The sequence below is a fragment of the Gracilibacillus sp. JCM 18966 genome (genome assembly GCF_055392695.1).
Map to the genome: position 1 here is coordinate 3,111,809 of NZ_AP043883.1, position 15,896 is coordinate 3,127,704.

Below are 15,896 nucleotides of genomic sequence, written 5' to 3' on the forward strand. Positions count from 1 at the left end.
AATAAATGGCTAATAAAATACGGATTGATCAACTCATTGTAGATCGAGGATTAATCGAATCAAGAGAAAAGGCAAAAAGATCCATTATGGCGGGTTTAGTATTTTCTAATGGCCAAAGAATAGACAAGCCTGGAACAAAGGTTTCCGATGATATTGATATTCAAGTTAAAGGTAAATTATTTCCTTATGTTGGACGTGGTGGACTAAAGTTAGAAAAAGCGATCAAGACATTTCATCTGGACCTAAAGGAAAAGATAATGATCGATGTCGGGTCCTCTACTGGCGGATTTACGGATTGCGCTTTACAAAATGGTGTTAGTCTAAGCTATGCTGTTGATGTAGGCTATAATCAGCTCGACTGGAAATTAAGGAATGATCCACGCGTTATTGTTATGGAAAGAACGAATTTTCGGTATGTAACTATTGACATGCTTGAGGATAAGCAACCTGACTTTGCTACAGTTGATGTCTCCTTTATTTCTTTAAAATTAATTATACCACCGTTGTTTAAGCTATTAAAAGAAAACAGTGACTGTGTGATCTTAATCAAGCCACAGTTTGAGGCAGGTAAAGAAGAAGTTGGCAAAAAAGGGATTGTACGAGAGGCTGCCATACACGAAAGAGTATTAAATGATATTCTAACATTTTCGCACCAAACAGGCTTTGAATTTCTTAATCTTACGTTCTCTCCGATAACTGGAGGGGATGGAAATATTGAGTTTTTAGCATGGTTAAGGAAAAGTTCTGTTAACGAATGTAGCTTACCAGAAATGGTGGGACAAATTAAAGAAGTTGTACAGACAGCACATCTAGAATTAAACAAAAAAGATTAGGACTACCTATTTACAGTAGTCCGTTTTCGTATGGGATACCTTATTGTTGGAGGATGAGGATATGAACAAAGCACAAAGGCATATAAAAATTAGAGAAATTATTACAGAAAATGAAATCGAGACACAAGATGAACTTGTCGATCAGTTTCGTCAGTTAGGCTATACGATAACCCAAGCAACTATTTCCAGAGATATTAAAGAATTACACCTTGTGAAAGTTCCTACTGCGGATGGCAGATATAAGTATAGCTTACCAGCAGATCAAAAGTTTAATCCTTTAAATAAACTTAGAAGGTTGATCATGGATGCTTTTGTAAGTATTGATATCGCTTCACATTTTATAGTAATGAAAACACTGCCGGGAAATGCCCAAGCTATGGGGGCATTGATCGATAATTTAAGCTGGGATGAAATTATGGGAACCATCTGTGGGGATGATACGATCTTAATCATTTGTAAAACAGTGAAAGAGGCAGAATTGATGAAATCTAAATTTTTAGAAATGCTTTAATTCTGTATTAATTTGTTAATGGGAGTTTCTTTTTGATGGGAGTGTGGGTATGTTAACAGAGCTTTCGATTAAAAATTTTGCCATTATAGAAGAAATGTCGATTACCTTCCAAAAAGGCTTAACAGTACTGACTGGAGAAACTGGTGCAGGTAAATCAATCATTATTGATGCCTTAGGGTTACTTATTGGGGGAAGAGGATCGGTTGAATATATCCGCTTTGGTGAGAAAAAAGCAGAGCTAGAAGGACTTTTTATTATGGAGGAAAGTAATCATCCTGTGTTTCAAAAGGCAAATGAACTAGGTATCGAAATTATGGAAGATCAAATGCTCGTATTACACCGAACTATTTCACAAACTGGTAAAAGCATTTGTCGAATAAATGGTAAGCTAGTGACATTAGCTATATTGAAGGAAATAGGTCAGTTACTCATTGATATTCACAGTCAACACGAAACACAATCATTGTTGAATGTGGATAAACATATTGAATTGCTTGATTCTTATTACCAAGTAAACGATCCACAATTTCTAAAGGAATACGAGGAATTATATCATAAATGGAGCCAACTAAAGAAAGACTATAGAGAACAAAATCAAAATGAAAAAGAATTAGCTCAAAGGTTAGACCTTCTAACTTTTCAATTAAATGAAATTCAATCGGCAAATTTAATCCCAAAAGAAGATGACGAACTGTTAGAGGAAAGAAACACCTTAGTTCATTTTGAACGAATTTTTCAGAGCTTAAAGGATGCGTATAATGGATTACATGGAGAAATGCGGGGATTGGATTGGTTATCACATACAGCCAATCATTTAGAAGCAGCAGGAGAAAACAATCAAGAATTGCAGAAGCTATACGAAGACTATATTGATCATTATTATATGATTGAAGAAATATCCTACAAAATTAGGCAGCATATTGATGGGATGGAATTTGATCCGGAAAGACTAGAATTTATCGAATCACGATTAAATGAACTTAACCAGTTGAAGAAAAAATACGGATCAAATGTAGAGGAAATTATGGAATATAGTGCCATCATCGAAGAAGAACTGGAAACCATTAAAAATCGAGATGAGCATTTATTAAGATTAGAGCAGAGGTTTAAAGAATTAACAGAGGATTTACTTTTAGAAGCAAAGCAGCTCCATGATGTGCGTGTAAAAGCAGCCAAGGGATTGGAGAAGGCTGTTTTAAAGGAGTTAAAAGAATTATATTTGGAAAAGGCAAATTTTATTGTAGAAGTGGCGTATACCAAATCTGACCAGAATGAGCTAATGCTTGATGGTTCATCGGTTCGACCAAATAATAAAGGAATTGATCGAATTCATTTCTATATATCCACAAATCCAGGTGAACCACCAAAAGAATTGAACAAGATCGCTTCAGGCGGTGAAATGTCACGTATCATGCTAGCGATGAAAAATATATTTGCCCAGCATCAAGGGATTACAAGTGTTATTTTCGATGAGGTTGATACAGGTGTAAGTGGCCGAGTTGCCCAAGCGATGGCAGAGAAAATGTATAATATTTCGATTGATTCACAAGTACTCTGTATTACTCATTTGCCACAGGTTGCAGCAATAGCAGACACTCATTTGCGAATCGAAAAGCATATGAATCATGATCGAACTACTACGTCCGTTACAGAATTATCCCGTGAAGATCGCATCGCCGAGATTGGGAAAATGATTACTGGTGAAGAATTAACAGAAGCATCTAAACAACACGCAAAAGAATTAATTGAGATGAATAAAAGCCGCTGAGGAAAAAGGATAAAAACTCCACCGATGGCAAACTCCTATTAGAAATGTGGAAAACATCACCCGAAATTGTTAAGTTTAAACGGGTTTAAAAAACCCCTTAAAAGGTCAAATTAGATATACAGATGAAATTGAATCTGTACTAACAAGGAGGGTGATGTGATGAAGACTGACTGGATTAGAAAAGGAATAGGACTAATACTCCTTGTCTCTTTATTTGCACTTCCATGGTTGACACCATTTCAAATATATCTTTCCATTCCCAATCAAATAAAAACATTCGAAGGCTTACATGATATTAGCTTGCCTACTTTAGGTAATTCCATAGAACTTCAAGCTGAGAATGAGCAAACAGTTCAACATGCAACGGACATTATTCCATTTTCCTTTGCGGAAAGTGGAGAGCAAGAAGTTGTTTACACTTTTTCTGATATTCCTGTAAAAAAGGTGGATATCTCTGTTTATGAGGATATCCGTATAGTGCCAGGAGGACAATCGATAGGGATTAATTTGCACACACAAGGGGTTCTAGTTGTTGGACATCATCTTGTCTCCACAGAAGAAGGTGATCTGTCTCCTGGTGAAAAAGCGGAAATAAAGGTCGGAGATAGTATTGTCAGTATAAATAATCAGCCAATAAAGGAAATGGAGCAAGTAGCCCCGTTAGTAAAAGAAGCTGGTGAAAATAAAAAAGATCTTGATGTAGAGATAAAACGTGGAAATAAAACGATTCAAACGAGTTTGACACCTCAATATGATACAGATGATCAAGAGTTCCAAATAGGGCTTTATATTAGGGATACAGCAGCTGGGATTGGTACAATGACCTTTTATGAACCAAATTCCAAAAAGTATGGCGCACTTGGTCATATTATTTCAGATATGGATACAAGAAAACCGGTTGAAATAAATGATGGAACGATTGTGAAATCAAAAGTTACGGAAATTCAGAAAGGGGAAAATGGTGTTCCCGGAGAAAAGAGAGCCAATTTTGATGTTAACGAAAGTGAACTTGGCAATATTACGAAAAATACACCTTTTGGAATTTTTGGTACATTAAATGGAAAAGTAGAGAAAAGTAAGTGGAATGAACCGATGCCGATAGCATTACCAAATCAAGTCAAAGAAGGGCCAGCCAAAATTTTGACAGTTATTGATGGAGAGAAAGTGGAAGCATTTGATGTGGAAATTGTCAATACAGTAGCCCAAGAATCACCTGCAACAAAGGGTCTCATCCTCAAAATAGTCGATGATCGTTTGTTGGAAGCTACTGGAGGCATTGTTCAAGGAATGAGTGGAAGTCCAATTATTCAAGACGGGAAAGTAATCGGAGCAGTAACCCATGTTTTTGTCAATGATCCGACATCTGGATATGGGGTTCATATTGAGTGGATGCTAAACGAAGCTGGAATAGATATATATAAAGAAGATAAAAAGGCAAGTTAGAGGGAATGGTTATCAGGAAAAGCATTATCCTGATAACCATTTTTTTTAATGTTGTTGAAAACCCCTTGCTATGCGAGGGGTTCCGGAAAGCTTTCAGCGTGGGCCAAAAAAGCCTCACTTCATGGTAAGATAAAGTTGGTTTCCCGACCACTAAATCTCACCAAAGAAGGAGGCGAGTCCTATGAAGGACAAGAATAGTTTAGCACACACAACATGGAATTGTAAGTATCATATAGTGTTTGCACCAAAGTACAGAAGGCAAATAATATACGGAAAATACAAAAAAAGCATAGGTCAAATCATACGCGATTTATGTGAACGAAAAGGTGTGATCATACATGAAGCAAATGCTTGTCCGGATCACATCCATATGTTAGTAAGTATCCCACCGAAATTAAGTGTATCTCAATTTATGGGGTATTTAAAAGGGAAGAGCAGCTTGATGATATTTGATCGACATGCCAATTTAAAATATAAATATGGAAATAGAAAATCTTTATGCCGAGGATTCTATGTCGATACAGTGGGACGAAATAGAAAGCAAATACAAGAATACATTAGAAATCAGCTAAAAGAAGATTACATGTCGGATCAATTAACTATATTCGAAGAATTTGATCCGTTTATAGGACAAAAAAATAAGAAGAAGTAGGAGATTCTTTAGAATCAGTGAGTGAATGTGGTGCAAAAGGAGAAACCGTTCGGTGGGCCTTTTAGGCCGAGGCCGGTAATAGAGGCTTCCAGCCGCAGAGCAAACCACCAGTTCACACTGGTGGTTTTGATTGTACGCATAAAATTCGTAGCAAAGGTGCCAATTATAAGCAAAACTAGGCATTTACCAAAGAAGATCGAATACAAGCTTTTCTAAGTGTTCATTCATCTTGTAGTCACTAGAAAATATTGTTATAATAACAATTAAAGATTATTCGACAAAACCAATCCATACCATGGGTAAACAAAATGAAAATAGTCGAAAAATGAAGATAATTAAAGCAAATAGAAAAAAATAAAAGTTTTTCTAATGAAAAGCAGGAATTATTAAGCTTTTGTCGAAAATATAATAGTGTAAAGCAATTGTTGAAGGAGGAGCTTTTTAGTGGAAAAGTCTAAAGTATTGTTAGTCGATGATAATAGGGAACTTGTTCAATTAATGGAAGAGTACTTAGGGGATCAAAATGATATGGAGGTTGTAGGAAAGGCTTACAATGGTAAAGAATGCCTTGATATGATAGAGGATGTGCGCCCTGATGTAGTCGTATTAGATATCATTATGCCACATGTTGATGGATTAGCGGTTTTGTCAAAAATTAAGCAATCTGAGCATACGAAACATATCCATGTCATTATGCTAACAGCTTTTGGTCAAGAAGATGTGACCAAAAAAGCAGTAACCTTAGGTGCTTCTTATTTTATTTTAAAACCATTTGACCTAGAGCATTTAGCTGAGCAAATCAGACAGGTGCATGGAATGCAGCCTTCCATACATAACAATGAGATCAAAACATCTACAAACCATTCTAAAAAGTTCGATTTAGAGACAAGTATTACACATATTATCCACGAGATTGGTGTTCCTGCCCATATTAAAGGTTATATGTACTTAAGAGAAGCCATAACAATGGTTTATAACGATATTGAGTTATTAGGATCGATCACCAAAGTATTATACCCAGATATCGCATCTAAATATAACACAACTGCTTCTCGGGTTGAGCGTGCTATACGCCACGCAATTGAAGTAGCATGGAGTAGAGGGAACATTGATTCCATATCGTCTTTATTCGGCTATACGGTAAGTGTTTCTAAAGCAAAGCCGACAAATTCAGAATTTATAGCAATGGTTGCTGACAGACTAAGACTAGAACATAGAGCTTCATAATATTGCAATTTCACTCTTTTACAAGAGAAAGAGCAGGATTCTTTTCTCTTGTAAAAGAGTTTTTTGTTATCAGAACCTAATCATATGACAAAAACTGGGAGATATAAAAAAACAAATGCGCTCTCCTATAATATAGGTAGAAATAGTCCAGTATTTTTGCAACAGATGCGATCTATCTCGATAAACGTGTATATCCTCCTATATATTTTGAATTAGACATCACTTTTATATAACAAAATATTGCGAAGTATGATAATATTTTTAATGTCATAAAAATAAATATTGGAGAGGTTATAACATGAAAGTAGCAAAATTTGGAGGAAGTTCAGTTGCAAATGCTGAACAACTGCGTAAAGTAGCAAATATTATTCAAGATGATCGAGAAAGAAAGGTAATTGTTGTTTCAGCGCCAGGAAAAAGATTTTCAGAAGATACAAAAGTAACAGATTTGTTAATTGAATTGGGAGATGCCTATTTAAAAAATGAACCATATGATTCAAAATTACAAAAAATCTTAGATCGTTTTCAAGAAATTACAACAGAACTTCAAATTTCTGATCGTGTTATCAAGGAAATTGAAGATGGCATACATTCTATCTTATCTTCAGATGATAGTGATGCATTAAAAATGGATGCATTAAAAGCAACGGGTGAGGATTCTCTCGCAAAAGTTTTAAGTGTTTATTTGCAATCACTAGGTTTAAAGGCCGCTTACTTAAATCCTAAGAATGCAGGGATTTTTGTAAGTGATAATCCAGGAAGTGCTCAAATTTTAGATGAAAGCTATGAGCATCTGTATAAATTAAGAAATCGCGATGATATTGTCGTCATCCCTGGATTTTTCGGTTACACGTTAGATGGAAAACTGATTACATTCTCAAGAGGAGGATCAGATATTACTGGATCCATTGTCGCTGCTGGAGTTAGAGCTGACCTATATGAGAATTTCACAGATGTAGACTCCGTCTATTGTGTCAATCCCAATATTGTTGAAAATCCAAAAGAAATCACTTCACTAACATATAAAGAAATGCGTGAATTGTCTTATGCAGGCTTCTCTGTTTTCCATGACGAAGCATTAATTCCTGCTTTCAAAGCAGATATACCGGTTTGTATTAAGAATACGAATAATCCTCAAGGAATGGGAACTATTATCGTTGCTCAAAAAGCTGCACAACCTAATCCTGTAGTAGGTATCGCTAGTGATACAGGCTTTGTAAGTATTTATGTTAGCAAATATTTAATGAATAGAGAGCTTGGTTTTGGTCGCAAACTATTGACGATATTAGAGGATGAAGGTATCTCCTTTGAACATACCCCTTCTGGAATTGATGATATTTCTGTCATTGTAAGAGAATCACGCATGCCAAAGGATAAGGAAGAGCGTGTCATTGCCCGTATCAAAAAAGAATTAAAGCCAGATACGGTTCATGTGGATCGTGATCTTGCTTTAATTATGGTAGTAGGGGAAGGAATGGACAGTACTGTTGGTTTAGCTGATAAAGCTACACATGCTTTTGCTAAAGCGAACGTTAATTTAGAAATGATTAACCAAGGATCCTCTGAGGTATCGATGATGTTTGGAATTAAAGCATCAAAGGTAAACGAATCAGTAAGAGCATTATATGAAATGTTCTTTCAATAAAAGGAATTTATAAACTGAATAAAATAAAAAACAACAGGCTACGAACGATACCTGTTGTTTTTTCCTCCTTTTATCAATTGACGCTTTCGATCCCGATGTAAAATGAACCCACCGATAAATGCAAGTCCCCCAATAAACAAAATGAGACCAATAATAAATTGAATAATAATATGAAAAAAGATGACGGTTAATTCCCCGAAGAAAGCATCACGCATCAGCTTAATACCGTAAGTGGCTATGATGGCTGGCATCACTAGTAATAGTAATGCAATAATTCTCATGTCTTATTCCCCATTCTATGTTACCTAATCCTATTTTTTATTAGTATAGCATAATCTCAATCATTATGAAATTCATGTTATTACTTGCTAATTATTGCATATAATATTATTATAAAAGTGCGCAAAAAAATGCAGGGTGTGATGAAAATGTCTGCAAAATCTCTTGTTAAGGATGCAGTTCATGTTGAAAATCTTCCGTATGGAGCACTAATTATTAATACGGACGGGATCGTTAAGGAAGCAAACGAAAAGGCAACATCACTATGGAAACAACCTTTAATTAATCAGCCTTGGAATGATTTGATTGAAGAGGATTCGATATCAAAGGTATTGCAACAGAGAAAGGTATTGCATCGAATTGAGCAAATTACAAAAAATAAAAAGAAACTTTTTACCACTTATAGCCCTTTATTAGATGAACAAAAACGTACGATAGGAGTACTATTACTTTGTGAAAATTTCGAAAATTATGTAGGAAATCTTACTGCACATGCCGATTTGTTTTCCATGGAGGAAATCTTTACAGTACTAGCTAACCATGTTGATTTTGCTGCTTCTTTTCAACTTATAGAGCAATTACAACCAATACATAATACTAATTGGACACAATTAATCCATTCATTTGAAATTGAAGATCGTAAAAAGATAGAAGCAAAAGTAAAGCACGTTCAATCCATCACTTTTCAGGATCGAAGAGTTGTGAGTGAATCGATCCGAATTGGACAATGGGAGCAAGAGATAAAAATAAGCTCCACTCCAGCCTTTATTAGAGGTAGGCTAATAGGATGTCTAATGATGATGCAAAACTTAAGTGAAATAAAAAAAGAAGCGCAAAAATTAGAGCAAGCTAAGCGATTAATTAGAAACTTGGAAAAGACATTCACTTTTGAAGATTTTATCGGTCAATCGTTCGAGATTAAAATGGCGAAGGAACACGGTAAATTATACGCAAAAACAAATGCCCCTCTATTTATAGAAGGAGAGACAGGAACTGGCAAGCGAATGCTAGCCCATATCATCCATTTTGCCAGTAATCGAAGTAAGCATCCATTTCGCCATATTCGTAACGATGGTCAAAATGTCAAGAAGCTGGAGGAACTACTCTTCGGTAACCAACAGCAAAAAGGCATCATAGAAACAGTTAAAAACGGAACACTCTTTATCGAAGAGATTACCGCTATACCGATAAATATACAATTGCAATTGGTAGAATTATTTCAAAACAATAAATATAATATTCGCTTAATCGTGAGTACTAGTAGAAAGGATATAAGGCAGAAGCTCGATTCAAAGTTTGCAGAGATGTTCCTTCGCTTTCCTATTCATTTACCGTCATTAAAGAAAAGAAGAGAGGATTTAACTTTATTAGTGAATCATTTTATTACACAAAATAATTTGAAATATGGTATGAATATTAAAACAGCTGATGAAAATGTATTCGATTATTTTTACACATACGATTGGCCTAAAAATGTGTCAGAGCTAAAGTATTGGATGGATATAGCTTTTACTCATGCTGATTCATTAACAGAAGTATTAACTCTTGATCACTTTCGATCATTCATAGTAAACAAGCAAAAGGATATTTCGATTGATGATTCTCTTCCTTTGCAATCAGCTATGGATTTGTTCGAAAAAAAATATATATTGCAAATGTTAGAAAAATGTAAATATAACAAAACACAGACTGCTAAATCATTGGGAATTTCAGTTCGAAATTTATACTATAAAATGGATAAATATCAGATCAATAGGGAGAGTTCATAGCCAATGTCGAATAGCTATCGGGTTTTAGTAATTAATCCATTACTTTATACGACTAGAATTGCCGTATTCGAGAATGAACAAAATTTATACGAAGAAGAATTACCCCTTTCACTTCACGATGTAAATTTAGATATCTATGAACAGGTTCATATTAGAAGGGATGCAATATTTCAAGCATTTCGAGAAATTGGCTTAAACATTTCATCCGTAGATGCTGTTTGTGGCAGAGGTGGTTTACTTCAACCAATCAGTGGTGGAACATATGTTGTAACCGAAAAGATGATTGAAGATTTGTTTCAATCCATTAATGGAAAGCATGTTTCCAATTTAGGGGCAATTTTGGCTAATGAAATCGCTAGTAATCTTAATATTGATGCATATATTGTTGACCCCGTTGTAGTGGACGAGATGACGACCATTGCAAAAAGAACAGGAATACCTACTATTCAAAGGAAGAGTATTTTTCATGCATTAAATCAAAAATCAGTAGCTCGGGAAATAGCTGAACTATCTAATTCTAACTATGATGAGATGAATTTAATTATTGCACATATGGGTGGCGGTGTAACAATTGGAGCCCATGCCAATGGCAAAGTAGTTGATGTCAATAACGGCTTTGATGGAGAAGGACCCTTTTCATTAGAGAGAGCAGGCAGTATTCCAAATAATGAATTAATTAATTTGAGCTATCAACATCATGATCAAAATATGCTAAAGGAAATGATTATACATCAAGGTGGTATATATGCATATTTAGGAACAAATAAAGCAAGGGATGTAAAGGATCTGGTGGAAGCTAACGATAATAAAGCTATTTTAGTAATAGAAACACTTGCTTACCAAGTAGCTAAAGAAATAGGTAAAATGGCTGTAGTTCTTGAAGGGAATGTTGACAAAATAGTTCTAACAGGCGATTTAGCAGAGATTCACTATTTAAATCAAAAAATAATGAATCGTGTTAGTTGGATTGCAGACGTCCATGAATATCCTGGCGAGAATGTAATGCTAGCTTTATCAAGAGGAGCCTTAAGAGTTTTAGAAGGTACGGAAATACCAAAAGAGTATGAGAAAGAAATAAAGGATGATGGAGAATGGCAAAAGAATATGATCTGGTCCTATTAGGTGGCGGAACCGGAGGCTATGTTACCGCAGCAAGAGCAGCACGCTTTGGATTAAAAACAGCAATTGTGGAAAAGGAAAAACTAGGCGGCACTTGTCTTCATAAAGGCTGTATACCTACAAAAGCATTGCTGAAAAGTGCAGAAGTTTTCCAACAGGTAAAGAATGCAAAACAATTTGGTGTGGAAGTGAAGGAAACACAATTTCATTTGAATCAAGCAATAGAACGAAAGAATCAAATTATTAACACCCTACATAATGGTGTAAAATCTTTAGTTCAAAGTGCAGAAATCGATGTCTATCAAGGGTATGGCAGAATTTTAGGTCCTTCCATATTTTCTCCGATGGCAGGTAGTATCTCCGTAGAATATCAAGATGGAAGAGAAAATGATATCTTAGTACCAAAAAATGTTATTATTGCAACAGGTTCTGCACCAAATACGTTACCAGGCTTGGAGATTGATGGGGAAAAAGTCATCACATCTGATCATGCTCTTACATTAAATGAGCTACCAACTTCCATTATGATTGTTGGTGCAGGAGTAATTGGCGTAGAATGGGCATCCTTCTTCCAAGATGTTGGTGTAGAAGTAACGCTAATAGAAGCGGAGGAACAAATTTTACCTCACATGGATCAAGATATTTCGTCTGAGATGAGTAAATTGTTAACTAAAAGAGGGATTCAAGTATTAACCAATACAGCTGTTGATCCGAATACGCTACGTAAACAAGATCAGGTCGAGGTTGAAACAACCAATGGAAAAAAAATCAAAACAGATCTCATGCTAGTTGCTGTCGGTAGAAAAGCAAACACTCAAAATATCGGTTTAGAAAATACCGATATTCGAACATCAAGCAATGGTTTTATTGAAGTCAATAAATATTTTCAAACAAAGGAATCTCATATATATGCAATTGGCGATGTTAATGGAGGGAAACAACTAGCACATGCTGCGACATATGAAGGCAATATTGCAGTCGAACATATTGCTGGTAATTATCCAAGCTTATTAAAAGAAACAGCTATCCCTTCATGTGTTTATGGCAATATTGAAATTGCAACAATAGGATTAACTGAATCTGATGCAAAGCTTCAAGGAAAAACAGTCAAAATATCCAAAACATCTTTCCAAGCAATAGGAAAAGCTCATGTAAACGGAGATGTAAGTGGTTTTGCTAAGATTATTTTGGACAAGAATAATGATGATGTATTAGGTGTTCACTTGATTGGAAAAAATGTGACAGAATTAATAGGTCAAGCTAGTTTAATCCAATATTTTGATGGATCAGGGATAGAAACATCTGAAGCGGTATACCCACATCCGTCATTAAGTGAGATTATTGGAGAAGTTGCTTTAGCAGCTGAGGGGAGGAAAATTCATGGTTAACTTAAAAAATAATAGCTTATTGAATGAGGAAACATTGTTAGAAATGTATAGAGAAATGCTCTTAGCTAGAAGAATAGATGAAAGAATGTGGTTGTTAAATCGTTCTGGCAGTATACCGTTTGTTGTCTCAGGCCAAGGACAGGAAGCACTACAAATAGCTGCAGCGGCGGCGCTGGATAATCAAGTCGATTATGTCCTGCCCTATTACCGAGATCTAGGTGTTGTGATCCATTTTGGCATGTCAACAAGAGAAATATTCTTACAAGCTTTTGGAAAAGCCGAGGATCCAAACTCTGGCGGGAGACAGATGCCTAGTCACTTCGGTCAACGAAAAAACCGAATTGTCACAGGCTCTTCTCCTGTAACTACACAAGTTCCACATGCTGTAGGCTTTGCTTTAGCTGCCAAAATGGAAAATAAATCACTCGTTAGTTTTGTTACACTTGGGGAAGGTTCATCAAATCAAGGAGATTTTCATGAAGGGTTAAATTTTGCTGGTGTTCATAAACTACCTGTCATTTTTATGGTAGAAAATAATAAATACGCCATTTCTGTACCATTAAACAAACAAGTAGCATGTGAAAAAATTTCCGATCGTGCAATAGGTTATGGTATGTATGGGATAACTGTAGACGGCAATGACCCAATTACGGTGTATCAAGCAGTAAAAGAAGCAAGGGAGCGTGCTTTAAAAGGGGAAGGACCGACCTTAATTGAAGCAACTTCCTATCGTTTAACCCCACATTCAAGTGATGATGATGATATGACGTATCGAACGAAAGATGAAGTGACAACCGCTCGAGAGACTGATGGTATTTGGTTATTTAAGCAGGCACTGCAAGAAGAGAATATTTTGACAGAGGATTTGGAACAGGAAATGGAAGAAAAAATAAAACAAGAAATAAACGAAGCAACCAGTTATGCCGAAAATGCTCCATATGCGGATATTCGTACATTGACAGATCATGTATATGGGGAGGAGGGAAAATAATGGCAGTATTATCCTATATTCAAGCAGTTACAGCTGCACTAAAAGAAGAAATGGAAAGAGATGAAAAGGTATTTATTCTTGGAGAAGATGTTGGTCCAAGAGGGGGAGTTTTTCGTGCAACAGACGGGCTATACGATCAGTTTGGTGAACAAAGAGTATTGGATACACCTTTAGCTGAATCTGCAATTGCTGGAGTTGGAATTGGTGCAGCGATGTATGGGATGCGCCCAGTCGCAGAAATGCAATTTGCTGATTTTATTTTGCCAGCTGTTAATCAAATCATCTCAGAAGCGGCAAAAATTAGGTATCGTTCGAATAATGATTGGCATTGTCCTATTACGATCCGTGCACCATATGGTGGTGGTGTTCATGGAGGACTATATCACTCTCAATCAATCGAGGCGATTTTTGCTAATCAGCCAGGTTTAAAAATTGTTATGCCATCAAGTCCTTATGATGTTAAAGGTTTGTTAAAGGCTTCTATTCAAGATGATGATCCTGTATTATTTTTAGAACATAAACGTGCTTACCGATTGTTAAAGGAAGAAGTACCAGAAACAGATTATACGGTACCTCTTGGAAAAGCAGAGGTGAAAAAAGAAGGCTCGGATGTAACGGTGATCACATATGGCCTTTGTGTTCATTTTGCGAAACAAGCGGCAGAGAAGCTAGAACAGGAAGGTATCAGTACAGAAATATTGGATTTAAGAACCGTTTACCCTCTTGATCAGGAAGCAATTATTAAGGCTGCTACCAAAACTGGTAAAGTTCTTTTAGTCACAGAAGATAATAAAGAAGGCAGTATTATAGGAGAGGTTGCTGCCATTATCAGTGAAAATTGCTTATTTGATTTAGATGCACCGATTAAACGACTTGCGGCACCGGAAGTACCTGCAATGCCATTTGCATCACCATTAGAAAAAGAATTTATGATCAATCCTGATAAAATAGAACAGGCAATTAAAGAATTAGCGGAATTTTAATTAGATCGGAGTGAGACGCTTGACTGTGGAAAGAATTAATATGCCCCAACTTGGTGAGAGTGTTACAGAGGGAACAGTGAGTACATGGTTAGTCAAGGTAGGGGACTATGTTGAAAAATATGATGCAATTGCTGAAGTCATGACAGACAAAGTAAATGCAGAGGTACCTTCTTCCTATTCTGGAGTGATTAAAGAAATCATCGCACAAGAAGGAGAAACAATAGAGGTCGGCCAATTAATGTGTTATATCGAAATGGAAGCAGAACAAGCAGTTGCTGCACAGGAGAGTGAACAACCGCAGCAAGTCGTTGAACAAGGGCACGTTTCTACTAAGAAAACGATGAAAAACCGTTATTCACCTGCAGTAATGCGTATGGCACAGGAAAACAACCTAGATTTAAAAACGATTAATGGTACAGGAAAAGGTGGAAGAATTACGCGAAAAGATGTAGAAAAAGTCATCGAAAGTAAGCACTCTCCCCAAAAAGATAACCAGGAGCCTATTCCTACTAAAAAGGAAGAAGAAGAATTTGAGGAATTTACACCACCAATCATCCGTCGTAAACCAGTCAAAGCAAGACAAGGTGATAGGGAAATTCCTGTTACTGGCTTAAGAAGAACCATTGCTCAAAATATGGTGCGCTCCAAGACAGAAATACCTCATGCATGGATGATGATCGAGGTAGATGTGACGAACTTAGTTGCCTATCGAAATGCAGAAAAGGATTCCTTCAAGGAAAATGAAGGATATAACCTTTCTTACTTTGCTTTTTTCTTGAATGCCGTAGCAAAAGCTTTGAAAAAATTCCCTGAGCTTAACAGTTGCTGGGCTGGAGATCGAATTATCCAAAGAAATGAGATTAATCTATCCATTGCGGTAGCTCATGAGCATGAATTATATGTACCAGTAATTAAAAATGTGGATGAGAAAAGTATTAAAGGAATAGCAAAGGAAATTCACCAATTATCAAGAAAAGCAAGAACAGGCACCCTTGCAAAAGAAGATATGGAGGATGGCACGTTTACGGTTAATAATACAGGATCCTTTGGTTCCGTTGAATCGATGGGCGTTATCAATTATCCTCAAGCTGCTATATTACAAGTAGAGTCGATTGTAAAACGACCGGTTATTATAGATGACATGTTTGCCGCAAGAGATATGGTTAATCTTTGTTTATCTTTGGATCACCGTGTATTAGATGGGGTCATTTGTGGTGCTTTCATGTCACATGTGAAATCCATATTAGAAAATATATCTAGCGACACTACACCTATTTACTAAAAATAG

14 protein-coding genes are annotated in these 15,896 nt (G+C 36.1%); 13 read left to right on the forward strand and 1 reads right to left on the reverse strand.

All coding sequences use genetic code 11. The annotated features are described in order from the left end of the window. The first annotated feature begins 5 nt into the window (after positions 1–5). From ACZ5N5_RS15035 to ACZ5N5_RS15065, 7 genes are all read left to right on the forward strand, one after another. Positions 6–833, forward strand: coding sequence for a TlyA family RNA methyltransferase (locus tag ACZ5N5_RS15035; protein WP_464372711.1), 828 nt, complete (start codon positions 6–8; stop codon positions 831–833). A gap of 61 nt (positions 834–894) precedes the next feature. Next, positions 895–1,344: a transcriptional regulator AhrC/ArgR gene (ahrC, locus tag ACZ5N5_RS15040; protein ID WP_054788897.1), complete on the forward strand. Its 450-nt coding sequence runs from the start codon at positions 895–897 to the stop codon at positions 1,342–1,344. 49 nt (positions 1,345–1,393) lie between these two features. Then, positions 1,394–3,112 carry a DNA repair protein RecN gene (gene recN / locus ACZ5N5_RS15045; protein ID WP_464372712.1) on the forward strand — a complete coding sequence of 573 codons (1,719 nt, stop codon included), beginning with the start codon at positions 1,394–1,396 and terminating at the stop codon, positions 3,110–3,112. A 159-nt stretch (positions 3,113–3,271) separates the two neighbouring features. Continuing rightward, positions 3,272–4,555 carry a SpoIVB peptidase gene (spoIVB, locus tag ACZ5N5_RS15050; RefSeq protein WP_277677907.1) on the forward strand — a complete coding sequence of 428 codons (1,284 nt, stop codon included), beginning with the start codon at positions 3,272–3,274 and terminating at the stop codon, positions 4,553–4,555. Positions 4,556–4,736: 181 nt separating this feature from the next. Next, positions 4,737–5,207, forward strand: a complete 471-nt coding sequence (gene tnpA / locus ACZ5N5_RS15055) for an IS200/IS605 family transposase (RefSeq protein WP_464372713.1) — start codon at positions 4,737–4,739, stop codon at positions 5,205–5,207. A 498-nt stretch (positions 5,208–5,705) separates the two neighbouring features. After that, positions 5,706–6,434 (forward strand): sporulation transcription factor Spo0A, encoded by a 729-nt coding sequence (spo0A, locus tag ACZ5N5_RS15060; protein ID WP_245902322.1) that lies wholly within the window; start codon positions 5,706–5,708, stop codon positions 6,432–6,434. Between the two features lie 298 nt (positions 6,435–6,732). Continuing rightward, positions 6,733–8,079 carry an aspartate kinase gene (locus tag ACZ5N5_RS15065; protein ID WP_109984207.1) on the forward strand — a complete coding sequence of 449 codons (1,347 nt, stop codon included), beginning with the start codon at positions 6,733–6,735 and terminating at the stop codon, positions 8,077–8,079. 38 nt (positions 8,080–8,117) lie between these two features. Here ACZ5N5_RS15065 and ACZ5N5_RS15070 read toward each other — a convergent pair whose 3' ends face one another. Then, positions 8,118–8,360 (reverse strand): DUF2627 domain-containing protein, encoded by a 243-nt coding sequence (locus ACZ5N5_RS15070; protein WP_109984208.1) that lies wholly within the window; start codon positions 8,358–8,360, stop codon positions 8,118–8,120. 147 nt (positions 8,361–8,507) lie between these two features. On the opposite strand from ACZ5N5_RS15070, the gene ACZ5N5_RS15075 reads away from it, so the two are divergent. From ACZ5N5_RS15075 to ACZ5N5_RS15100, 6 genes are read left to right on the forward strand one after another with little or no spacing between them, the layout of a single operon-like run. Then, positions 8,508–10,127 (forward strand): sigma 54-interacting transcriptional regulator, encoded by a 1,620-nt coding sequence (locus ACZ5N5_RS15075; protein WP_464372714.1) that lies wholly within the window; start codon positions 8,508–8,510, stop codon positions 10,125–10,127. A 3-nt stretch (positions 10,128–10,130) separates the two neighbouring features. Continuing rightward, a complete protein-coding gene (buk, locus tag ACZ5N5_RS15080; protein ID WP_464368061.1) occupies positions 10,131–11,249 on the forward strand; it encodes a butyrate kinase in 1,119 nt (372 codons plus the stop codon). Further along, on the forward strand, positions 11,219–12,634 hold the full coding sequence (gene lpdA, locus ACZ5N5_RS15085) for a dihydrolipoyl dehydrogenase (protein WP_464372715.1): 1,416 nt from the start codon (positions 11,219–11,221) through the stop codon (positions 12,632–12,634). The genes buk and lpdA overlap by 31 nt, the downstream gene beginning before the upstream one ends. Beyond that, on the forward strand, positions 12,627–13,625 hold the full coding sequence (locus ACZ5N5_RS15090; protein ID WP_277677911.1) for a thiamine pyrophosphate-dependent dehydrogenase E1 component subunit alpha: 999 nt from the start codon (positions 12,627–12,629) through the stop codon (positions 13,623–13,625). The genes lpdA and ACZ5N5_RS15090 overlap by 8 nt, the downstream gene beginning before the upstream one ends. Then, positions 13,625–14,608, forward strand: coding sequence for an alpha-ketoacid dehydrogenase subunit beta (locus ACZ5N5_RS15095; protein WP_109984213.1), 984 nt, complete (start codon positions 13,625–13,627; stop codon positions 14,606–14,608). The genes ACZ5N5_RS15090 and ACZ5N5_RS15095 overlap by 1 nt, the downstream gene beginning before the upstream one ends. A gap of 19 nt (positions 14,609–14,627) precedes the next feature. Next, positions 14,628–15,890, forward strand: coding sequence for a dihydrolipoamide acetyltransferase family protein (locus tag ACZ5N5_RS15100; RefSeq protein ID WP_464373789.1), 1,263 nt, complete (start codon positions 14,628–14,630; stop codon positions 15,888–15,890). Positions 15,891–15,896: the final 6 nt, after the last annotated feature.